Genomic DNA, 20,654 nt, shown 5'->3' with positions numbered 1-20,654 from the left:
GTAAAAGGGCTAATTCGTATCTTTTTTGTCCCTTCTTTGGCCCACCTCCTTGGGTGGTCCTAAGATCTGCGTTACCTTGGCTTTGGGACGACCCGCAAAGGTCAGGCCGCCCATTGCTATCCCGCTTGTTACTATTTCTTCTATTGCCTCATCGAGGCTCTGTCCTTTCGCCGTCATCAAGCGCTCAACCTCTGCTCTTGCTTCCGGCTTCAAGTCTTCAAAGCACAGCATTTGGGCCCCTTATGGCCCTTCAGGCCACGCTAGACTCGTCGGCTCTCAACAGGTCGTTACCGACGATTTCTTCAACGGCGCCGTTCTCGATTGCCCACTCAATCAGCTCAAGCAAGAAGGTGGCGTTCTGCTTACGAGCGCGAGCGGCTGACTTAGTGATGATTTTGTTCAACGTGCTGTTGAGGCTGACCTTGTGCCTGTTGTCACGGCGGTCTGCGGGGTTTGCGTAGCTCATGCTGGTACTGCTCCTGATGCCAGTTAAGCGGCTTGAAATTTGGGTGATTGGGATGGAAATGGGCGTGACTCAACGGCTCGAAAACTTCCATCGGGAAGCTCAAGAACACGGATGTCCCGCTTGGTAGAAATAGCTTTGTGAATTGCCGGAGGGGTCACTCGTAGAAGCCTTGCAGCTTCGGACTGTCCTTTCGCGGCCACAAAGGATTCGAGAGTGCTTTCTTTCATGGTCGTGCCTCTGGTGTAGATACCAGAATATTAACCATCGGTTAGCTTTTTTGCAATACCGATGGTTTCTTCCAGTTTTTAACCATTGGTTTATGATCGCGCCCATGAACAAAAAGCGTGCTCTTCCTCCCGACCGATTGGCCGAATGCCAAGCGGCACATGAGCTTTTCCTTAAAAAGAAAGGCCCCTTGAAGCTCAGCCAAAAGAAACTGGCTGAAATGGCAGGCATGTCTGCGCCTGCTGTAAACCTTTATTTCAAAGGCCTGAATCCGCTGAACGCGAAATTTGCTGCGATTCTGGCTAAAGCTTTACAGGTAGACGTAGCTGATTTCAGCCCGAGACTTGCTCAGGAAATAGGGGCAATGTCTGCCGCAATGAGGTCTGGCCTGGAAGAGCCAGAAGAACCTCAGGAGGCTACTTCAGCTGCTGATCTGGTAAGCCAGATGCTGGCAAAGCATGGAAAAAATCTTTCAGAAGAGGCCAGACAGCGGATTGCTGATGCTGTAACCGAGACAGCGGAAACCAAACTTGTATCTGGCGATGTGATTAGTGCCAACATCATCAATCCCGGCCTGGTTGGCGATGAGATCCATATTGCTCATTACGACGTCCGTGCTGCTATGGGTGGCGGACAGATCGCATCCGATTACGCGGAGATCCTAAGAGATGTGAGGGTAAGCGAGTCACACCTACGTGAGCTAGGGGTGACTTATGACGACCCGAACCACCTCAAGATCGTTACTGGCTGGGGACAATCGATGGAGCCGACCATTAGACATCGGGATCCATTGATTGTGGATGCCAGTGTGCGTGAATTCACTGGAGACGGTATCTACCTCTTCTCCTGGCAAGGCCTGCTCTACATCAAGCGCCTAGAGATCGCTGATTCTGAACATTTTGAGATGATCTCAGACAATCCACTCCATAAAGACAAACCAATTCGTCGGGATGAAACTTTTATCCAAGCGCGCGTGCTTCTAGTTTGGAATGCTCATAGAGTTTGATTAGGCATGATGAATACTGCATGCGTTTTGAAATTATAAATCCTTTGCAAAAGCGAGTTATCTTTGAACAGAAAACTGGCAATACGCAAATAACTATACACCCAACCATAAGTCTGCGATTTATATAATGGCTAAAAGAACAGTATATTTTTACGACATCATACTTTCTGCAAAAGGACAAAGCCGGGCAAAAGGAAATACAGCGGACTTTTCCACACACCCTAAATCACTTAGAGACATAGCATCTCATATATCTCATCTTTACTTGGCAGGCGACAACTTTTTGCACAAAGGATACACAGCCAACTCGCCTAGTAATTACATACAGGATTTCCGCCTGGAAAAGGACAGAGCCATATTCCTTATCAACAGGAGCGATCCGTCTGCACCAGATTCAGTATCAAGTGACCCAACGACAAAAAGCCGCATAGTACATAAAAAACCCAACGACCACGGTGGCGAATACTCTGCTCACATTATCCTTTTTCTTGACGCATATATTGGAAAAAATCAGTATTTGTGCATATTCGAGAGTGCATATGGATCAGGACTAAACGCCACAACAATACATTCTTATATTGGTCATATTATCCGGCACTGCAAAAAACAGTTAGCAGACAATTACAAAATTCCTAATATTAACAGAGCAGTAGATAAAAACGGCGATCCTTTGATGGTTCATCATATACATGACGTGACTTTTCGAGGGCACCCATCAGACCAGTTTGTTAAAGACTTAGAAAACGGTCAGTTATCTTCTGTTGAGTTAGTTAGTTACTCAGGCGTTGGGGCAACATGGGATGAACGCGGCTTCGTCAAAGAGAGAAAGCGTACTGTAACACTTGAGCCTAGCGCTGATCTTATAGGCGATACGATGTCTGCCTTACGCGGCATAAGAAATACAATCACCAAGCAGCACCAAGAATACAAGCAGATACGTCTGAAGTTTGTCACAGAATCTGGCGACACGAAAGACGCTACCATGCTCTCGGACACCGGGATACTTGAGGCTCCTGAAGCATACGTGAAGAAGCACTCACTCAATATGGGTTTAATAAAAACAAATAGCTTTGATGAGATACAAGAGCTTATCATAAAGAAAATGGTTAGCTATATATAAGGTGCCTCAAAATGATTATAGGACAATTGGTTAGGCCTTTTAGTTACCTTTCAATTAGGCATCCTTATAAATGGGTAGTAGACTGGCTTTACCCGATAATCCTTGCATTAATTTCTTTTTCTTCCGCATATTACTTCAGCGATATCCTTAACATAATTAAGACTGGCGGCGCTATACAGGCATTACTATCTTTTATACAGTCTCTTCCTGGCTTTTATATTGCAGCGCTAGCAGCTATAGCTACTTTTGGAAGGTCTGATATTGACGAAGCGCTACCTGAGCCGACCCCAAAAGTAATAGTCAGGGATGGCGGAATAGAAAATTGGGTGGGATTAACCAGAAGAAGATTTCTCGCAATGCTATTTGCGTTTCTTACAGCCCAAAGTATTGTCCTAATCATCTTCTCCGTATTTTTAACAAGCTACGGAATAGACATATCCAAATACACGTTAAATCAAATTAATTTTGGATTCTACCTCATCTGCTCCTCTATACTGATTTATGCAATTATGTTTTTTCAGTTAATACTAGCAACCTTTTGGGGACTATATTATTTAGGCCACAAGCTACATGAGTAATAGATAGTGACACTTTAAATCAGCCTACATTATTTAGGCTGATTTAAATTTTTCATACAAAAACCCATCTTTTCCTTATTTACGATCCAAGTGTTATCCGAGCTCATACCGCCATCCCAGCGTTATCGTATCCTCATCACTAGAAATCATTTCTAGTCCATGCGTCTCCCTGAGCATTTCCAACACCCCTTCCCATGCCTCGTCTGGCTCGCTATCCAGTCTATGGATCACTACGCGCCGCTGCATTTGAGCTTTCGGCGTATTGATCATGTTCGAGATCCTGATTGCTAGTCGCTCCTGGGCTGAAACTACTGGGCTAGCGGCCTTCGGCATTACATAACTCCATTCTTAAATACTGGATAAAAGAACAGTATCTCATCTAAAGCACTGATAGCAAGGTGCCTCTACGCAAAAATAATTAACCGATGGTATTGACCGATAAACAAACCGATGGTTAACTTTGCTCCATCGAAGCGCTTGACGCTTCTGGCCCTAACAAGGGCCACACGATCCGAACGCCGGATAGCCGGGACAGCGAAATGATCCCCCAGCCTCGCAATGATTCGTTCAGCGAGACCGACTGGAACCAAGTTCTTTATGAGAGCATTACTGAAGCGCCTTCCAAGAGGGCGCTTTGGAATGCAGGAGATCAATATATGAGTGAGAGTGGAAAGCCGTTAACGCTAAAGCTAGACGATGAAACATACGCCGCAGCTGTTGAGCTGGCTAAAGAAGCCGGAGTTCCTATTGAGGAATATTTAAGGAATGCGTTACAGGATGCCTTAAGAGACCTGTCATCCGCTGTAGTGAGTAAATCTCAAAACAATGACTGACAGCGCGAGTGATTGAACGAAACCCGCCACTGAGCGGGTTTTTTATTGCCCATAAATCCCCCTCTTGGTCAGCACCTGCTGGCATCCCTGCCATCGCTGAGAAGCGTCCGGTATGGCCCTCCCTGCCCCTCTACGGAGGGGTATGGCTTCAGGTTGTAGTGGGTTGATCCGAATGCGCAGGCTGATGCGCCAAGGACCGGGTAGTGCTAGGTAAATCCTAGCGCGGCGACGCTACCAAGCCGGAGATCAGCACCGGCCGGATCAACACCAGTACAACCTCCCTCCCCAGCACACATAAGCCAGTCAGTTCTCATTCACCTCAACAGGCGGGAGCTGGCTGCCCTATGTGCGCTCATCACGAGTACAGACCATGACGGACTATGACGTGCATTTGCGGGCTCAAGAGCTACGCGACAAGGCGCTGGCTATTCGCTGGCAGGCAGCAATGGCTGATCGGAGCGTATCCAGTGAGCCAGAGATTCGGGCAGCAGAAATGCTTGAGCAGCGTGCCGATGAGCTGGACGGCACCGCAAAGCTACGCAAAGCACGACAGGCTGAGCGTGAAGCAGCGTACCAGGAGCGCATGAAGGCGTTTCACGACTATCCCCCAGAAGTCAGGGCCAAGCAGCGGCAGGCCCGTATCAACGAAACCATAGACCGTATGGCCAAGATGATCGGCCAGCCAAGGAGAGCGTAATGGACAAGCAATCCTTTACCGAAGCGTTCGCAGAGCTGCGAGCCCGACTCTATCGCAACGGCGCCTTACTGGATGAGGCGAAAGCTAATCAGAAACGTATCGAAGCCAAGGAGAAGGCCGCATGAACTTTACTGAACAGCTACAGACTGCGCTTGCCAAGCGTGAGCAGGAAGCAAAAGCGATCCTTGATCGACTGGTAGCCAAGACTACCTATGTAGGGCGTCAGATCGCCGTTAGTGCGCTCCTGTTTGCGTTCAAGCGCGGAGAGATCAGCGAGCACGTGTTTGATCAGTACTGGCAGCGATTGGGCGGCGAAGGTTTGAGAGGTGCAGCATGAGTATCGATTGGAGCAAAGCCCCAGAAGGGACTACCCACTACTCAAAGTTTTCGGGCCTCTATTACAAGCTGGAAGGCGATGCCGTGTTTTATTGGGATAGCGCTTATAACGGTTGGCGTGAAAGCAATTTCCCGGATAAGCAGCTAGTGCCCCGCCCAACATCCCTAGTCTGGAACGGGCCGGAAGATGGTCTGCCGCCTGTAGGGACGGTGTGTGAGTTTAGGAACAATGAGCATTTGTGCTGGGTAAAAGGTGAAGTGCTATTCATTGGTGAACAAGTCGCTGTGATGGGCGCTGAAGAGGAAGAGATAGCAGATTTTATTGATCGCTTTCAGTTCCGACCCATCCGCACCCCCGAACAGATCGCAGCGGAAGAGCGCGTAAGACATGTAAAGGAAATGGCATCCGTGATTGAACCTGATATGCCCTCTGCTAACCCCTGGAGCATTGCCGCAAAGCTGTACGACGCCGGGTGCCGTCTGCCGGATGCAAAGTCATGATCCACGGCCTTCTTTTCTACACCCTCATCATTATAGCGATTGGCATAGCCGGTCACATCACAGCCTAACCCCTCTTCCCCTATATGCAGCCATGCACGGTGGCTGTCTGGAGAAATCATGTCTGAACAAACCAAGATCTTCGCGGCTTTCGTGAAGGCTCAGATGGCCTTTGGCCCTGCCCTCAAGACCAGCGTCAACCCGGCGTTTCGTTCGAAATATGCGCGTCTGGATAACTGCATCGAGGCGGTAATTGATGCCCTGAACAGCAATGGCATCGGCCTACTGCAAGTCACCCACCCTGACGACAAAGGCGTGACAGTCGAAACCCTGTTCATCCACGAGTCAGGCGAGAAGATGAGCGGAGGCATATTCCATGTGCCCGCCCAGAAGCAAGACCCACAGGGTTACGGCTCCGCACTGACCTATGCAAGGCGCTTTAGCCTAATGGCTGCCTGCGGTATCGCGCCTGAAGATGACGATGGTGAAGCAGCAATGCAGCCTTATCGTCAGCCAGCCAGTGCGAGAAGCCAGCCAGAAAGCGTTCCCGCACCAAAGCCGCGGATAGGTGAGGCTGAGCACAGGGCTCTTTCTAATGCCCTCTTAGCAGCCGGCATGAGCGATGAAGATTTCTGCAAGCTCTCCAAGATTAAAGACCTTAGCCAACTGCCTCTGGAGAAGTTTGCCGGGGCCATGGACTACATCAAGAAGCAAGCCCAAGGGGATGCCGCATAAGGCTCCCCATCAACCCAAGGAAACACGATGCCTCAACTAATCGATGTCGGCCGTATCGGTCGTGATAGCGAACTGCGCTATACCCCCAGCGGTGACGCCGTTCTGAACCTAGCCATTGCCTGTGATTACGGCCGCAAGGGTAATGACGGTAAGCGTCCTACTCAGTGGGTAGACGCAACGCTATGGGGCAAGCAGGCCGAAGCCTTAGCGCCTTACTTGCCGAAGGGCCAACAGGTCTACTTCGTGGCAGATGATGCCCATGTCGAGATGTTCACCAAAGGCGACGGCAGCCAGGGTGTGAAGCTAACGGGCCGAATCAGCCAGATCAAGCTAGTAGGTAGCGCGCCGCAAGGCCAGCAGGCCAAGCCAGCACAGCAGCCCGCACTGACTACCCAGTCGTATGAAGACTTCGACGATTCAATCCCCTTCTAGTGACCCTCCCAACTAAGCAGTAAAGGCGCACATGAGGCGCCTTTTTTACAGGTGCTTTATGTTCGTTGATTACACAGCAATTCAAGCCCGCATGAATGACCAGATAATGCTGGACACTCTCAAGGATGAGTTCTTTGCCCAAGGCGGGACAGTAGACGTCATTGAACGGCCACAGATAAGCCGCTCACCCAGTATCCGCGACAGCTTCAAGCTTCCCGGCTCGCCCCGAACGAGTAGGCGCGAAGAGATCAATGCAGCTAGGGAGAAGCTGGCAGCCGAGCAAGCAGAGCTGATCAGGAAGAGTAAGCCGAAGCCTGAACCTAAGCCAAGAAAGCCATCAGCCGTGAGCGTTAAGCGGCAATCCTTGGAACAGCTGAAGACCGGAACACTTGCCATGCAAGCCAAGGCTAAAGCTCGTCGCGCTGCCCTAGCTGAGAAAGCCAAGCCCTTGCTTCACCTGCACATTGCTGCCGTCGCCCGGGAGCTAGGGATCACAGCGGAGTACATGAGCGACATCGGCAAGGAACACGGCCTTAAATTCGCCAAACGTTATTGAACTTCGCCCAGCAGTAGGAGGCGGATATGACATCCCCAAACTTCACTAATGATCAGATTGTTCAGGCTTATAAGTTAAACACTCAAGGCGATATCTGCTGGAAGCTCATAGCGCGCCAATTAGGAAACGATGTAGATCCGGAGCGCCTTAGGGTCTCCGTCAAGCGCGCAAGGCTTCGTGGCACTATCCACCGGAAAGTAAGAGGCGATTACCGGAGATATGTGTCGAGCGTTAAGAAAGAAGATCTCGTTTTAGCTTATGAGCTGCATTGTGAGGGATACCACTGGCGGCATATTTCTGAAGGCTTGGGTATCTCATCTAGCTGGCTTAGAAAGTGCCTAGCCAAAGCAATGCGTGAGGGTCTTCCGGCATGACTTGTCAGCACTCATGGCTATTCGCAAGCGCCTGCACTATCCGCTGCACCCATTGCGGCATCACAGCAAGACGCCAGTTCACCCGGCCAGAGCGATTCGAACACAAGCAAGGCCGCTGGCTACGACTGATCTCAACGGCTGACAAAGCCGCCTAGGTAATCCCCATGAAATCCCGCAGTACCGGACGTGTAGACCGCTGGTTACATGTGCCTTCCGGTGAGATTTACCAGATCACGATTGAAGATAAGAAAGCTGATGCCGTCGAACTGGCTCCGATCAAGGGAGGCCGGTGTATGCATCAGGCAGGCGCGACCTTTAGGAATAGATCGATATGGAGACCGGCATGAGTAGTCGTGAAGAGTTTGAAGCTTGGGTTGTGCGTGAAGGCGTGGCGAGGCTTACCGAGCAAAAGCCCGATCTCTCTCAGGGCACAGCCGAATTCATTGTTCGAGAAATAGCACTTAAGCGGGACGGTGAAGGCTATCAGCCTCAGAGAACGCAACAGCATTGGGAAGGATGGCAAGCCTCTCGCGCTGCGCTGTCGGTGGAATTGCCTGATGTAGGTATTAGCTGGCCTGACGATATAGACGAGGGCGTTAAATACCGTGAGGAATACCGTCAAGAATGCATAAAAGCGCTTGAAGCCGCTGGCATCGAGGTTCAGCCATGATCCCCCTTAACGCTTTCCTCATCACAATGACCGCCTACCTTGCCCTCTACCAGTCTCCGGTATGGGCATTCATGTTGCCGTTTGTGATGTTTACTGTGAGGTGCCGGACATGATTGATATCGATGGATTGATTGAGAAGGCGAAGGCTGCATATGCAGAGGGCCCATACGACCCGCGTGTAGGACTGACTGCGCTAGAGAAAGAGTTCTGCTTGTTAGCCAATCCGCACAACGTCCTAGCCCTCTGCGAACGCATAAAGGAGCTGGAAGACGCACTCCGAGGCGTACGTACTGCCGTCACCAACTCGCCGGGATACGGCACGTGGGAGGATCTGGATTCAGCCGTAGACCTGATTGATGAGGTGCTGAAATGAGTGATCAACCAAAGCTGCCAACATTAAACCAATGGTTCCTATCTCTTGAAGAAGGGAGACAGGCTGTTCTACGTGAAGACAAGTGGATGCTCGCAGAAAATGCCTATCAGGCTGGAATTGAGGCAGCACGCGCCGCTTGTATCGCACCGGCTGAGCCTGCCTGCTGGATAAGCAAGACCGGAAGCGTGAGTGGAACCGCCCACAAAGGATGGACGCCAGTTTATACCCACCCCGCAAATCTTGCTGAACTCCAAGCCGAGAACGAGAAGCTACAGGTAGAAGTAGAGCGGTTGAGGCAATTCGAAGCCGCGTACATGGAGTGGAGCGACAAAACCGAGTGGGTTCAGCAGTCGGCTGAGGTTAATGAGCTTGGCAAGCACCGTGCGGATGTTATGCGGGAGAGGATTGAGCGCTTAAGGGAGGAAGTGGAGCGGCTGAGCAACGCGCTGGAAGTGGAAAAGCGCTCGCTACAGTGTGAAGTCAACCGCCGCAATCAGTACGCAATGGAAAGCAACGAACTGGATAGGCAACTGGACGAAACAATAGCCGAGTGCGATGCGCTGAAGGCTGACGCCGAGCGGTATCGCTGGCTGCGTGACAATGGCGAGACAGAGCGAGGCATTATGGTGCTTTCCGTGACTGGCTGGGCGCAACCTGCGACGGCATGGGCTCTCACGTTTCAAGACCCTGACGTGCTAGACGCCTGTATTGACGACGAGATGGCCCGCCACGGTGACAAGCCATGACCTCTGAAGACCTCTCCTGGCTTGGGCTTATCGCGTTCGGGATTGCCGTAGTGCTCTGCTACGACCCAACGATGGGCATTCAATGGTAGGCGCATAGCCTGCTGATCTAACCCCCTTTATTATTTATTCCCCTGCCATTGGCGGGATAGGAGAAGCCATGCCTGCAGCAAGGGCAATCAACATTTACCGGCATACATTCGTAGCTACATGCCCGTCAGATGCAGAACAGATCATCTACAAGCTGGAGATAAAAACCCCTGAAATGCTCATGGTTGAGCACATCAGGACGGCTACAGCATTGATCAAAAAGGGATACCACGAGGCTATCGCGGATGAGTTGCACCGTAGGTTCGGTGGCGATCATCGAATGGTAGCTACTCACCAGGGCGTCGAAGTAGAGACGATCAGGAGTTAACAATGATCCCGTATCACGGCACGCCGATTGGTGGCACGCTGCAAGACAAAAATCATTTCCTGCTTGGTCGCCATGCGCTTGTCCCTTTCCCGCGCCGTGATGATATGGCGATTGTTGCCGAAAACTGCCAGTCCTTCGTATTTGATAACGGAGCTTTCAGCATTTGGCGCAAAGGCGGAACGCTCGACGTAGCTGGCTACATCGAATGGGTCGAAGAGTGGTACAGGCATCCCGGCTTTGACTGGGCCTTGATACCTGATGTCATCGAAGGCACTGAGGCAGACAATGACAAGCTGCTGGCTAAATGGCCTTCCTATCTTCCTGGCGTGCCTGTATGGCATTTGCATGAGTCGGTTGAGCGTCTCCAGAATTTAGCTAAATCATGGAAAACCGTGGCGTTCGGCAGTTCAGGTCAATGGTCTACCCCTGGAACGGATGCATGGTGGAAGCGCATGAATCAGGCGATGGCGGCCATATGTGATGAGCGCGGCCGTCCTATCTGCAAGCTTCACGGATTGAGAATGCTAGATCCTGCGATCTTTTCACGATTACCTTTCGCATCAGCCGACAGCACTAACGCTGCAGTCAATGGAGGCTCCATCAGTAGGTTCGGCATGTATCCAGCTCCTACAGCAGGCCAACGAGCTGAAGTCATTGCACGACGTATAGAAATACATCAGAGCTCCCCAGTATGGATGCCGGAAGAGCAAATGGATCTTGAATCACTCTGGGCAACAGCGTAACCCCCTACCCCTTCCTTTATATACACCTGCCCTGCAGGAGGCATTGCTATGGTCAGATTCAAGACCGTCAAACAGTTTTCGGCTGAAAGCGGCTATAGTGAGGCCGCAATCAGAACCAAGGTAGCGGACGGCACTTGGCCGAAAGGTCAGGTGTGGACTCATGCGCCCGATGGAAGAGTATTGATCGACGTTGAGGGTTATAACGAATGGGTAGAAAGCGCAGCGGCGTGCGTGCCGCTTCAAAGACTAGCATTGAAATCAGCTTCCAGTATGAAGGTGAGCAATGCCGGGAGCGCATCCCGCTTGAGCCCAGCCCCGCTAACCTGAAGCGTGCCGAGCAGCACAAGGCCGCCATCGAACTCGCCATCTATAACGGGACGTTTGATTACGCTGCAACCTTCCCCCATTCCAAGCGAACCGCCAAGGTCGGCTACAAGACCGGCCAGATTCCCCTATCTACTTATCTAGAGTCATGGCTTGAGCGAAAAGAAAAGGCGCTGAAGGCCTCCACGATTGATGGCTACCGTAAGATCGTGAACGGCGTTCTCATCCCAAAGCTTGGGCCCACCCCCCTTCTATCTATTACCCGCAAATCAGTACGGGATGCCTTGTCGGGCATGGATGCTTCAAACAAGCGCTTGGCTAACGTGCAGTCGTGTCTGCGGTCGGCGCTGTCGGATGCGGTTGATGATGAACTGATCGAGACCAATCCTCTGGCTGGCTGGACATATTCAGTCAAAGAAAAGCCCAAGACCGTAGACGATATTGACCCGTTCTCACCGGACGAACAGCGGGAGCTATTAGCCGCAGCTACCGGGCAATACCGCAACTTCCTTCAGTTCGCCCTATGGACGGGCCTGCGGACAAGTGAGCTGGTTGCTTTGGAGTGGGGAGATGTGGACTGGCTGCGCGGGGAAGTAAGGATATCGAGGGGATTGACCATGGCGGCCAAGGAAGCGGAGCTGCCAAAAACATCCAGCGGCATCCGTAGTGTGAAGTTGCTCCCCCTGGCACTTGCTGCATTGCAAGACCAGAAGGCGCATACATATATAGAAGGGAAAGCGATCTTCCACGACCCGAGGTATGGCAAACCGTTTGAAGGTGATCAGGCAATCAGGAAGTCATTCTGGATGCCGACCATCAGGAAGGCGAAGGTGCGGTATCGGAACCCCTACCAGACCCGGCACACGTATGCCTCGATGATGCTGTCAGCGGGTGAGCATCCGATGTGGGTAGCTAAACAGATGGGACATAAAGATTGGACAATGATCGCTCGCGTATATGGCCGCTGGATACCAACAGAAAACGACACTTCTGGCAGGTTAGCCGTAGAAAAATTTGGTTCTCCTGTTCAAAGTGCACAGGGCTCGAAAACAGCCTAAAAACAGCAGTTTCAGCAACATTTCAACAACCATCCCGCTACAAGCCACTAAATACGCCGCTATGCCGGGGGTTCAAATCCCCCCGCCTCCACCAAGCAAAGGCGGAAACCTACGGGTTTCAACGCCAGAGGCTGTTGAAAAGGTTGTTATAGGTACTGTCTAGTCGATCAGTTCCTGACCTGTTCAACAGCCTTTTTTATTAGCCTTTTAATCACTGTTTGTAGCACTGAACCTGTGCCGAGCAAGGCTAGTAGACGGTTTATCGGATTCTGATGCCGGTAAGCCACAGCGCATCAAAAAGCCCGCTAAAGGCGGGCCTTCCCAGATCAAGTCAATCAGCCCAACGGGCTATCACCAACTCCAATGGTCTCCTCAATAGAAGGCTCATGGTCTGGCTTAGGCGCTTGGGCGGACTCGTTCTCTGTTGATACGTTGTTCTTTTCTGGAAGGTTCTCTTCATTGTTCATACTGGTTTCTCCTCTTGGTTGAAAATTTGAGCAGGAAAAGCCATAAATGTTCTAGGTAACTGATAGCCGGGCCAAAGGGCTGCGTCAGTATAATCTTTCCTTTTTAACCTCTTCTTTCACACACCTCTTCTGCCTGATTGTCTAGTTCACCTAGAATTTGCAAGGAAAAGACAGCATTACACGAGTGAATACGTTAGGCTGCTACACGGTTTGAATTTTTCTACTTACTTGCAAGGAAGCTATATGGGTCTTGTACTTACCCGCCATGAAGGCGAAAAAATCATTCTTTCCGTTCAAGACGGTGCAGACGAACAGCAATTGATTGAAGCACTACGAAACAGTGGGATTTCGATTAGCATTTCCCAAGCCAAATTTGGGGCCGCCAAGGTTCGTATCGATGCCCCCGATGCGATTAAAATCATGCGCGAGGAGCTTATCAACGTTCCTCGTTCTGAGCCGAACGGGCAATAGGCTTAGGCCAGGCCTCATAACGTTCGAGGCCTGGTAGCAAACGTAACAAGAGTAAGTGCTTATGAACAAAACATGGATGACAGGACTGGCAGGCTGCCTGGTTTCACTAACAATGCAGACTTATGCAGGTGAACTCACGGACGAAACCGATACCTTTCGGGAGCGCCGTTCCGTCGTTTGGACAGGCGAGCCTTCAGCAGATGACCTTACGTTTTCCCTGCTAGCTAACCAATCCGAGACCAGCTCCGGGAATAAAAACACCTTCTATACGGCCAAACTGTCCAGCTCAGGCAAAAGCGCCCGGTTTCCTGGCTGCTTTTCGAGCCGCTGGACTGTTGATGGAGACCCCTTTCCCGCGTTGGATGGCCGTTACAAGCTGAACACCTTTCGAGAAATTTACGGAGAGGACTTCAGCACGTCGGTTAGCCGTGAAAGTCTTGAGCGCATTGTGGCGGCCAAACGTGTGGAATTCAGGGCATGTGATGTGCGGGGCACTCTTTCCGCAGATGATCGTCAGGGTATTCAGCGTGTGCTCGACGCTACAAATTAATGAGATGATGACTGCATAACCTTTGCTATGGGGGCTTGTCCAACCTGTATAGCTGCAACGGATGAAGTCTTTACAGATTTATACCCCGAGCGGAGCAGTTAGCGGTCTTCATCCATGAAAGATTACTCGTGTGACATTTTTATCAATGGATCCGTTACGCGAGCAATCCTTATCCATTTCCATGGATAACAGAGCCAAACCTTCCTTACTTTAACTGCGGATCAGGCATGGCAACGGAGCTAGCTCCTGCGCAAGTCTTTTCAGAAACTAGCTGAAGCAGAAAGATCGAATGGCCAGACAGTCCATAGGGTTTGGGGTTACCATCAATTCTTTGCTTTACATGAGAGTTCTGTATGTCTGTCTCTGGCCGGAACGACATCCGCCTGATTAAGAAATACCCTAATCGACGTTTATATGACACGCGCACCAGCAGTCATATTACGCTTACGGACATACGCCAACTGGTTATCAAGGAAGAACCTTTCAAGGTCGTGGACGCCAGGACCGGAGAAGATATTACGCGCAGCATTCTCCTGCAGATCATTCAGGAGGCTGAAAGCGATGGAGAACCTATTTTTTCCAGCGAAATGCTTAAGGGCATTATTCGTTTTTACGGTCCGTTCCAAGGCGTACTGGCCAGTTATCTCGAGAAAAGTATTCAGACGGTAGTAGAAGTACAGACACAGGCCGGCGTGCAGTCATCTCAAGCCTGGAACGAGTTTATGCAAACTCAAATGCCTGTCTTGCAGAACCTAATGCGGCAGTATCTGGAACAGTCCAAGATGCTTTATCTCAATACCCGGAACATGTTCGGCTTGTTTTCCGGCTTTTCAGCTGTAAAGGGACAAAAGAAAGAAGGCGATGACGAGAAACTCTGACGTCATCGCCTTCTAAGCTCCACAAAGGAATAATGACGCTAGTTGCAGCCAATCCCTTACGCAGAGCGCTTACCCAAATCATTAGGTGTACTGAAAGGCGCAGCCGTGTTCACGGTATTTTCAGCGCTATTGGCAGCGCTGCCAGTAGCTTGTCTAGTCGTTTTTTGCATAGTGTCGTAGGCACTGCTGGCCGTTTCCATCGCTGTTTTAAAGGCCGAAACGGCAGGGCCAGCGCCAGTGGGTACATGCTTGAACATGTCCTCTACCAGGCCCTGCATATGCTGGGTACTGGTTTCGAGCTGATGCTCCATTACTTTGGTCACTTCTACCTGAAGCTGGGAAAACACATCGTAAGCCTGCCGGTTAAAGTCGAGAAGACGTTCGGCCTGCTCGTTGGGCTTAGGCAAATATTCCTGTACATCAAATAGCGTCTGTGGATCGCGAACGGTCATCAACTTACGGACACGTTCGTAATTGTCATCGGCAGCGGCACGCAGCGTATTCATTTGCAAACGGCCAAGCGCCTCTGCGCTGTCGTACATCTTGCTGCTCAACTGCTGCAATCCATCAAGGTTCGCCTTTTGAAGGCTTTGCAGTTTTTCCAGATCAAAAAAAGACATGATGACTCTCCTGCACTAGGGCCTGCACAAAAAGCGCAAGCTGGCTGAACGATCAATTGGTCAGGTACGGTTTTGCAAAGACATTTTTGATTATTGCACTGCAAAAAAAGTTATGCAATTTTTGCAGTGCAATAATTATTTGCTAAGGTAAAGTAGATGAAAACGCATCGTTACTGGATGCTATGTAACGGTTCAACGTTTGCGTGAATTCCGGCGTTATTAAATTCTGCCAAATGCCGGTCAACGCCGCACCTTAACGGAAGACGTCGCTATGAATGGCCAATCGTTTACCGCACTGCAAAAGAACAACAGTATTTTTCTTGCCAGCTTGATGCAACGCTTCAGACATCTCCAGCGCGAGCAAGGAAAAGTGATTTTTGAAGGGCTGAAGACACGCCAAGCCCGTAAGCTGGCCTTTGTAAATGAAGGCCGCCTACGCCTGCCAACTCCTCTTGACTGGCAAGAGTATCTTGTTGATTTTGGACAACGTAGCCTCCTGTTCTGGGATACCTTGCGCCAGCATGGCGATAACAACCAGGAGCATGAGCGCAGCGGGCATCCCGTTCATTTGAAGTTCGAGTACGAGACACTGCTCAACGGTAAAGACCTTCCACGCCCAGTCAATTACTCTCTACTTCATATCCTGCCGCCAGCCGATCAGTTAATCGATCCTGAGCAGCCTCCGGTTATTGTTATAGACCCACGTGGTGGCCACGGCTCGGGAATCGGAGGCTTCAAGCAGGACTCGATCATTGGCGAAAGCTTGCGTGCCGGTCATCCAACTTATTTTGTTGCCTTCAGTCATTCTCCTGCGCCCGGGCAGACCTTGCAGGATATTTCCGATGCAGAGGCTCGCTTCATCGAATTGGTTCGCAAGCGGCACCCCGATACCAGCAAACCGGTCGTGATCGGAAACTGTCAGGCGGGCTGGGCCATTATGGGATTGGCTGCTACACGTCCGGAGCTTCCGGGCCTGGTCGTTATCAATGGTGCTCCGCTGGCTTACTGGGCCGGTGTTAATGGGCGTAACCCGATGCGTTATCAGGGGGGGTTGCTTGGCGGCGCCTGGATGACCCGCTTCGGTAGCGACCTGGGTAACGGTCGCTTCGACGGGGCTTGGCTAGTCAGTAACTTTGAAATGCTTGATCCGGCCAATACACTCTGGAGCAAGCATTACAACCTGTTTTCCCATATCGATACCGAGGCTGCCCGCTTTCTCGATTTCGAACGTTGGTGGGGTAGCCCTACCCTTCTGAATGCTGAAGAAATCGAGGTTATTGTTGATGAATTGTTCATCGGTAATCGGCTGGCGGGCGATGAAAGCCAGCGACACCCTGATGTGGATCTTCGCCGTGTCGAAGCGCCTATCGTGGTGTTCTGCTCTGATGGCGACAACATCACACCGCCTCAGCAGGCGTTGAATTGGATTGCCGACATTTACCCTAATGATTTAGCTCTGCGTGCTGAAGGCAAGACGATTGTCTATCTAAGACATGCCACTATCGGCCATTTGGGCATTTTCGTCTCCAGCAAGGTAGCCCGGCGTGAACATCGGCATATGATTGATGCATTTGACGAGATCATGGCGCTTCCCCCTGGTCTCTATGAAATGATCATTGATAGTGAGATCCCAGGCACTCCGCAGGAGAGCTACCAGTTCCATTTCGAACCTCGGCAGATCTCCGACATTCATCTGCCTGATCCCGCCGAAAGCAGTGATCTTCAGGCTTTTGGTCTGGTCAATCGCATATCCCAGCTTAATAACAACCTGTACGACCTATTCTTGCGCCCGGTTGTAAAACGGACCATCAACGAGCCCCTGGCTGAATTTTTACGCAAAGCTCACCCGTTCCGCCTACGCCAGACCGTACTCAGTAGCGCTAACCCTGCCCTGCACTGGTTACCCCATGCAGCCGCTCAAGCGCAACAGTACAGGAGACCAGCACGACCAGATAATCCACTGAAGGCATGGCAGGACCTGTTCGCCACCAGCATTGAAGACAGCCTGGATACGTTTCGTGATATGCGAGATGCCTGGCAGGAGAGCTGCTTCTATGGATTCTATGGTTGGCTTGGCCTGCTTACAGGTGTCAGAGCTACCTCACGGCCTGCTGAACACGAGCCGGAGCTAATGAAGCGCCTTCATCAGTTGTTACCTAAAGGAGGATCGGTCGAAGCGGGCCTGCGCATCGCCTTCCTCTTGGGACGCGCCGCCGGAACGCTTGAAAAAGAAAGTGTAGATCGCTTCGCCGATCACTATCGTGCCCTGGTCGACCAGGGAGACATGCCAAACATCAAGACAATTCGCGAGATAGCACGGGTACAGAATCTACTCGTATTTGCCTATCCTAAAGAGAGTTTGCGCACTTTGCCGCACCTGCTACCCGATAATCAATCGCGCCAGCAGGTTTTGGAGCGGACCGCCCAGCTGAAACCAAACCTGATCAGTACGGAAGGTACAGTAAGGGAACTGTGGGCCGAGCTGCATAGCGTGCTTGAACAGCCGCTACCGGCATCGCCCAGCTGGTCTATGCCGGAGCCCTCCCCCTCTGAGCCAACAAAAGAACTTGCGTTATCGCCATTACCCACCGTCATGGAGGAAACCACTCCTCCAGCGCCGCAGGCCTTGCCCCAGGCTCAGCCGGAACAGGGCGAAGCGGTTTCAGCACTTGAAGCAACTCCCCCGGCAGCAGCTCAACCTAAGGCATCGGAGCCTAAACCGCCTACAGATACCGACGCAGCTCATTCAGCTTCGGCAAAAGCTCCGCCTGAAGTACCAAAACCCAAGACCGAGGCAAGGCCTTCCTCAGAGGTACAGCCGGAAACGCCAGAGTCCAGGTCGTTTATGGATACCAAAGCAGCCCCCTCGGCAGAGGCTCAACCCGAACCATCAGAACCCAAATCGCCTGTAGATACCAAGACAATTCCTTCCGCAAAGGTGCCGTCCGAACCACCAAAGCCCAAACCGTCTACGGCCAAGGCCGCACCAAAACCAGCAGCCAAGAGCAAAACGGCAGCCAATGCTCCTGAGAAAGCGGCACTGGGCGCTTCAGCACGTAAATCAACTAAGCCCAGCGGAGCCCGTAGCCCGAAAAAGCCTAATCAGGATGCTTGAGTAAACCTAAAGGTGCCCGCCTCCTTGGGAGGCGGGCACCGCTTACTGGAGTGCTTTCCCTATGATGACGCTATGGGGTAACGATCTTGATCGGCCATCAGCCAGCACTGCTGGATTTGGCACGTATGCGGTTCGGATGACTGGTTCAATCTCAGCTTTGGCCTGTATATCGGATAACGAAGACGCTTCTGCACGATACTGCCCCGGCGTCATTCCGAACCAGCGCATACAGGCTCGGAAGAAACTACTGTGCTCGTGAAAACCCAGCAGGTACGTAATTTTCTGCAAACTAAACTGGGAATGACGCAGGTAAAGATGCGCCTGTTCCCGCCGCGCACCGTTAAGCAAATCCTTGAATTGAGTTCCCTCCCGCTTCAAGCAGCGCTGCAACGTTCGTTTGCTAACATACAACGCCGCAGATATCTCTTCGATAGAGGGTTCTCCCTCGATCAGACGCTCACGAATCAATTGCTGGACCCGCCAGGCACTCAAGCAGGTGGTCTGCTCATACAACCGTTGCTCGGCGAACCGTTCATGCAAGTTGAACAAGGCTTCGTCGGCACTCAACGGAACATCAAGTTCGGCACGGTTAAACACCAATACATGGCATCCAGCTCCGAACTGAATGGGACATTGAAAGATACTGTGGTAGCCCGAGGTATCGGCGGGCTCCACCTGCATGAATTGAACTTGCAGAGGGCGGAATTGCGGATCTCCGCACAACCAGCGCAGATAGGCCAACAGCGCGACTGTTTCTACATCATGAAAAGGCCGCGACAAGAGCTCTCCACCGTGGCGCCCAACATACAGGCGGCAGACATTGCCTTCGGTACTCAGCAAAAGCTTCGCGCCATTGTCAATCAAGGTGAAGAATCGAACAAACCGCTCCAGTGCACAGGCCAAAGTAGGACTCGACATCATGAGGTGTCCCACCACGTCATACAGGCCAGGCCGGACCCGCTCATAGGTTTTCAAACCAATGCCGGGATCACCCGTCAGAGCTACTGCTCTCATCAGTATGTGCGAAAGATCTGCCACTCGACACCGAGCCGCATCGTTGAACAATCCCGGATTGAGTCCTGTTTCTTTAAGCAGGGCTCCCACATCCAAACCCTCTGCCTTAAGCGTCTCTTCAATGAGGCGTGCGTAGCCAATGCTGACTGTGAACATATCCCTACCACGTTATTTTCATGGCCCACAGGCCTCGATAGAGAAGTGATCGGTACCCGAACAGTACGAACATTGCCTCCGATCACGTCTTTCGGGATTGCTTACATCCAGACCGCCTCGTTACGCCGCCTCCGGTGAACCGGAGCACATCGCGCAGCGAGCTTGGCATCGTTTTCCACCGGCGGTTGCTTCGGCGGAAACGTGTTCCCTTCAAAACCATAGTTGCTGCCTTAAATGATGACAAGGCAGTTCTATGAACGAATCGTTAACAAAGAATGACCAGCGCTGTCACCCCTCGCCAGTACGATGGCGTCGTCGGGTACTTCTTATCCAGACGTTAATCGCCAGAATTCATACCGTCACATACCACGGACGCAGGCACCCCATGGGATAGGCGTGGTACGTGCCGACGTCCTCTCACCAAGAGGGAAATTCCTATGAGCAAACGAATTGCACTGATCACCGGCGGTATGGGTGGGATTGGCGCTGCTATCAGCCGACGTCTGCATCAGGAAGACTTCATCGTGGTGGTGGGCTGTCGCCCTAACTCCTCACGCAAGGAAGAATGGCTGGCGGCCCAACAGGAAGACGGCTTTGAATTCCATGTCTGCGAGCATGATGTAGCCGATTGGGAAAGTACCTCCCGCGCCTTTGCCGAGTTACGCGAGCGGGTCGGACCGATCGATGTACTCATCAACAACGCTGGCATTACCCGTGATGCCAGTTTCCGCAAGCTCACCCCGGAGCAGTGGAACGAGGTTATCAATACCAATCTAAACGGGGTCTTTAATGCGTCCAAACAGGTAATCGACGACATGCTGGCCAAGGGTTGGGGACGCATCATTAACATTTCATCCGTCAATGGACAGCGCGGGCAGTTCGGCCAAACCAACTACTCGGCTACCAAGGCCGGCATTCATGGCTTCACCATGGCTTTGGCTCGGGAAGTTGCCAGCAAGGGCGTTACCGTCAATACCATTTCGCCCGGGTACATTCTTACTGAAATGACCGGCGCTATGCGCCCGGAAGTATTGGCGCAGATTACCGCCGGCATTCCAGTAGGTCGCCTGGGCCGCCCGGAAGAAATTGCCAGCCTGGTAGCCTGGTTGGCCTCGGAAGATGCTGCGTATGCCACAGGCGCCGACTTTTCCATGAATGGCGGGCTGAACATGCAATGACCCCTCTTGGAAGACACAGG

29 protein-coding genes are annotated in these 20,654 nt (G+C 51.6%); 22 read left to right on the top strand and 7 right to left on the bottom strand.

What is annotated here, in order from left to right; translation table 11 throughout:
• Nucleotides 1-9 precede the first annotated feature (9 nt).
• From IQ22_RS20615 to IQ22_RS20605, 3 genes are read right to left on the bottom strand one after another with little or no spacing between them, the layout of a single operon-like run.
• On the bottom strand, nucleotides 10-231 hold the full coding sequence (locus IQ22_RS20615; protein ID WP_010794617.1) for a hypothetical protein: 222 nt from the start codon (nucleotides 229-231) through the stop codon (nucleotides 10-12).
• A gap of 19 nt (nucleotides 232-250) precedes the next feature.
• A complete protein-coding gene (locus IQ22_RS20610; protein ID WP_010794618.1) occupies nucleotides 251-466 on the bottom strand; it encodes a hypothetical protein in 216 nt (71 codons plus the stop codon).
• Nucleotides 467-489: 23 nt separating this feature from the next.
• Nucleotides 490-693: a Cro/CI family transcriptional regulator gene (locus tag IQ22_RS20605; RefSeq protein WP_145145524.1), complete on the bottom strand. Its 204-nt coding sequence runs from the start codon at nucleotides 691-693 to the stop codon at nucleotides 490-492.
• A gap of 104 nt (nucleotides 694-797) precedes the next feature.
• On the opposite strand from IQ22_RS20605, the gene IQ22_RS20600 reads away from it, so the two are divergent.
• From IQ22_RS20600 to IQ22_RS20590, 3 genes are all read left to right on the top strand, one after another.
• Entirely contained in the window at nucleotides 798-1,697 is a 900-nt protein-coding gene (locus IQ22_RS20600; RefSeq protein WP_145145554.1) for a LexA family transcriptional regulator, read from the top strand.
• 127 nt (nucleotides 1,698-1,824) lie between these two features.
• The gene (locus IQ22_RS20595) at nucleotides 1,825-2,817 is read left to right on the top strand and encodes a hypothetical protein (protein WP_145145522.1); all 993 of its coding nucleotides are present in this window, start codon (nucleotides 1,825-1,827) and stop codon (nucleotides 2,815-2,817) included.
• Between the two features lie 11 nt (nucleotides 2,818-2,828).
• Nucleotides 2,829-3,395 carry a hypothetical protein gene (locus IQ22_RS20590; RefSeq protein ID WP_145145520.1) on the top strand — a complete coding sequence of 189 codons (567 nt, stop codon included), beginning with the start codon at nucleotides 2,829-2,831 and terminating at the stop codon, nucleotides 3,393-3,395.
• Nucleotides 3,396-3,488: 93 nt separating this feature from the next.
• Here IQ22_RS20590 and IQ22_RS20585 read toward each other — a convergent pair whose 3' ends face one another.
• Nucleotides 3,489-3,728, bottom strand: a complete 240-nt coding sequence (locus IQ22_RS20585; RefSeq protein WP_145145518.1) for a DUF1654 domain-containing protein — start codon at nucleotides 3,726-3,728, stop codon at nucleotides 3,489-3,491.
• A 206-nt stretch (nucleotides 3,729-3,934) separates the two neighbouring features.
• Here IQ22_RS20585 and IQ22_RS20580 point away from each other — a divergent pair, with 206 nt between their 5' ends.
• The 14 genes from IQ22_RS20580 to IQ22_RS20515 all read left to right on the top strand — a co-directional run bounded on the left by IQ22_RS20580 (nucleotide 3,935) and on the right by IQ22_RS20515 (nucleotide 12,185).
• Entirely contained in the window at nucleotides 3,935-4,228 is a 294-nt protein-coding gene (locus tag IQ22_RS20580) for a hypothetical protein (protein ID WP_145145516.1), read from the top strand.
• Between the two features lie 370 nt (nucleotides 4,229-4,598).
• Nucleotides 4,599-4,925 carry a hypothetical protein gene (locus IQ22_RS20575; protein ID WP_145145514.1) on the top strand — a complete coding sequence of 109 codons (327 nt, stop codon included), beginning with the start codon at nucleotides 4,599-4,601 and terminating at the stop codon, nucleotides 4,923-4,925.
• Nucleotides 4,925-5,050 carry a hypothetical protein gene (locus IQ22_RS23890; RefSeq protein ID WP_280177106.1) on the top strand — a complete coding sequence of 42 codons (126 nt, stop codon included), beginning with the start codon at nucleotides 4,925-4,927 and terminating at the stop codon, nucleotides 5,048-5,050. The genes IQ22_RS20575 and IQ22_RS23890 overlap by 1 nt, the downstream gene beginning before the upstream one ends.
• The gene (locus IQ22_RS20570) at nucleotides 5,047-5,262 is read left to right on the top strand and encodes a hypothetical protein (RefSeq protein WP_145145512.1); all 216 of its coding nucleotides are present in this window, start codon (nucleotides 5,047-5,049) and stop codon (nucleotides 5,260-5,262) included. The genes IQ22_RS23890 and IQ22_RS20570 overlap by 4 nt, the downstream gene beginning before the upstream one ends.
• Complete coding sequence (locus tag IQ22_RS20565) at nucleotides 5,259-5,762, top strand: hypothetical protein (protein WP_145145510.1); 504 nt, start codon at nucleotides 5,259-5,261, stop codon at nucleotides 5,760-5,762. Before IQ22_RS20570 ends, IQ22_RS20565 begins: the two co-directional genes overlap by 4 nt.
• A 117-nt stretch (nucleotides 5,763-5,879) precedes the next feature.
• Nucleotides 5,880-6,494, top strand: a complete 615-nt coding sequence (locus IQ22_RS20560; protein WP_145145508.1) for an ERF family protein — start codon at nucleotides 5,880-5,882, stop codon at nucleotides 6,492-6,494.
• A 27-nt stretch (nucleotides 6,495-6,521) separates the two neighbouring features.
• Nucleotides 6,522-6,926, top strand: coding sequence for a single-stranded DNA-binding protein (locus tag IQ22_RS20555; RefSeq protein WP_145145506.1), 405 nt, complete (start codon nucleotides 6,522-6,524; stop codon nucleotides 6,924-6,926).
• A 58-nt stretch (nucleotides 6,927-6,984) separates the two neighbouring features.
• Complete coding sequence (locus IQ22_RS20550) at nucleotides 6,985-7,482, top strand: hypothetical protein (protein ID WP_145145504.1); 498 nt, start codon at nucleotides 6,985-6,987, stop codon at nucleotides 7,480-7,482.
• Nucleotides 7,483-8,199: 717 nt separating this feature from the next.
• Entirely contained in the window at nucleotides 8,200-8,526 is a 327-nt protein-coding gene (locus IQ22_RS20545; protein ID WP_145145502.1) for a phiTE_015 family protein, read from the top strand.
• Between the two features lie 109 nt (nucleotides 8,527-8,635).
• Complete coding sequence (locus IQ22_RS20540; RefSeq protein ID WP_145145500.1) at nucleotides 8,636-8,899, top strand: hypothetical protein; 264 nt, start codon at nucleotides 8,636-8,638, stop codon at nucleotides 8,897-8,899.
• Nucleotides 8,896-9,645, top strand: a complete 750-nt coding sequence (locus tag IQ22_RS20535) for a hypothetical protein (RefSeq protein ID WP_145145498.1) — start codon at nucleotides 8,896-8,898, stop codon at nucleotides 9,643-9,645. Before IQ22_RS20540 ends, IQ22_RS20535 begins: the two co-directional genes overlap by 4 nt.
• 157 nt (nucleotides 9,646-9,802) lie before the next feature.
• Nucleotides 9,803-10,060, top strand: coding sequence for a hypothetical protein (locus IQ22_RS20530; protein ID WP_244309328.1), 258 nt, complete (start codon nucleotides 9,803-9,805; stop codon nucleotides 10,058-10,060).
• Nucleotides 10,061-10,062: 2 nt separating this feature from the next.
• Nucleotides 10,063-10,803, top strand: a complete 741-nt coding sequence (locus IQ22_RS20525; RefSeq protein WP_145145496.1) for a hypothetical protein — start codon at nucleotides 10,063-10,065, stop codon at nucleotides 10,801-10,803.
• Nucleotides 10,804-11,009: 206 nt separating this feature from the next.
• Nucleotides 11,010-12,185, top strand: a complete 1,176-nt coding sequence (locus IQ22_RS20515) for a site-specific integrase (protein ID WP_145145492.1) — start codon at nucleotides 11,010-11,012, stop codon at nucleotides 12,183-12,185.
• 335 nt (nucleotides 12,186-12,520) lie between these two features.
• Here the strand turns inward: IQ22_RS20515 and IQ22_RS23885 are convergent, their stop codons facing one another.
• Nucleotides 12,521-12,652, bottom strand: coding sequence for a hypothetical protein (locus IQ22_RS23885; RefSeq protein WP_280177105.1), 132 nt, complete (start codon nucleotides 12,650-12,652; stop codon nucleotides 12,521-12,523).
• A 243-nt stretch (nucleotides 12,653-12,895) separates the two neighbouring features.
• Here IQ22_RS23885 and IQ22_RS20510 point away from each other — a divergent pair, with 243 nt between their 5' ends.
• The 3 genes from IQ22_RS20510 (at nucleotide 12,896) to phaR (ending at nucleotide 14,551) form a co-directional block, all read left to right on the top strand.
• The gene (locus IQ22_RS20510; protein WP_145145490.1) at nucleotides 12,896-13,123 is read left to right on the top strand and encodes a carbon storage regulator; all 228 of its coding nucleotides are present in this window, start codon (nucleotides 12,896-12,898) and stop codon (nucleotides 13,121-13,123) included.
• Nucleotides 13,124-13,184: 61 nt separating this feature from the next.
• Nucleotides 13,185-13,673 (top strand): hypothetical protein, encoded by a 489-nt coding sequence (locus IQ22_RS20505; RefSeq protein WP_145145488.1) that lies wholly within the window; start codon nucleotides 13,185-13,187, stop codon nucleotides 13,671-13,673.
• A gap of 353 nt (nucleotides 13,674-14,026) precedes the next feature.
• Entirely contained in the window at nucleotides 14,027-14,551 is a 525-nt protein-coding gene (phaR, locus tag IQ22_RS20500; protein ID WP_145145486.1) for a polyhydroxyalkanoate synthesis repressor PhaR, read from the top strand.
• Nucleotides 14,552-14,607: 56 nt separating this feature from the next.
• Here phaR and phaP read toward each other — a convergent pair whose 3' ends face one another.
• The gene (gene phaP, locus IQ22_RS20495; protein WP_145145484.1) at nucleotides 14,608-15,171 is read right to left on the bottom strand and encodes a phasin family protein; all 564 of its coding nucleotides are present in this window, start codon (nucleotides 15,169-15,171) and stop codon (nucleotides 14,608-14,610) included.
• Nucleotides 15,172-15,442: 271 nt separating this feature from the next.
• Here phaP and IQ22_RS20490 point away from each other — a divergent pair, with 271 nt between their 5' ends.
• On the top strand, nucleotides 15,443-18,286 hold the full coding sequence (locus IQ22_RS20490) for a DUF3141 domain-containing protein (RefSeq protein ID WP_145145483.1): 2,844 nt from the start codon (nucleotides 15,443-15,445) through the stop codon (nucleotides 18,284-18,286).
• Between the two features lie 42 nt (nucleotides 18,287-18,328).
• On the opposite strand, the gene IQ22_RS20485 is transcribed toward IQ22_RS20490, so the two are convergent.
• A complete protein-coding gene (locus IQ22_RS20485; protein WP_145145481.1) occupies nucleotides 18,329-19,456 on the bottom strand; it encodes an AraC family transcriptional regulator in 1,128 nt (375 codons plus the stop codon).
• A 437-nt stretch (nucleotides 19,457-19,893) separates the two neighbouring features.
• Between IQ22_RS20485 and phbB the strand changes: the two genes are divergently transcribed.
• Nucleotides 19,894-20,634, top strand: a complete 741-nt coding sequence (gene phbB / locus IQ22_RS20480) for an acetoacetyl-CoA reductase (protein ID WP_145145479.1) — start codon at nucleotides 19,894-19,896, stop codon at nucleotides 20,632-20,634.
• Nucleotides 20,635-20,654 lie beyond the last annotated feature (20 nt).

The organism is Pseudomonas duriflava (genome assembly GCF_007830155.1).
Taxonomy (GTDB): domain Bacteria; phylum Pseudomonadota; class Gammaproteobacteria; order Pseudomonadales; family Pseudomonadaceae; genus Chryseomonas; species Chryseomonas duriflava.
The sequence above is the reverse complement of the archived record's forward strand: the minus strand, read 5'-3'. Positions and strand labels throughout refer to the sequence as shown.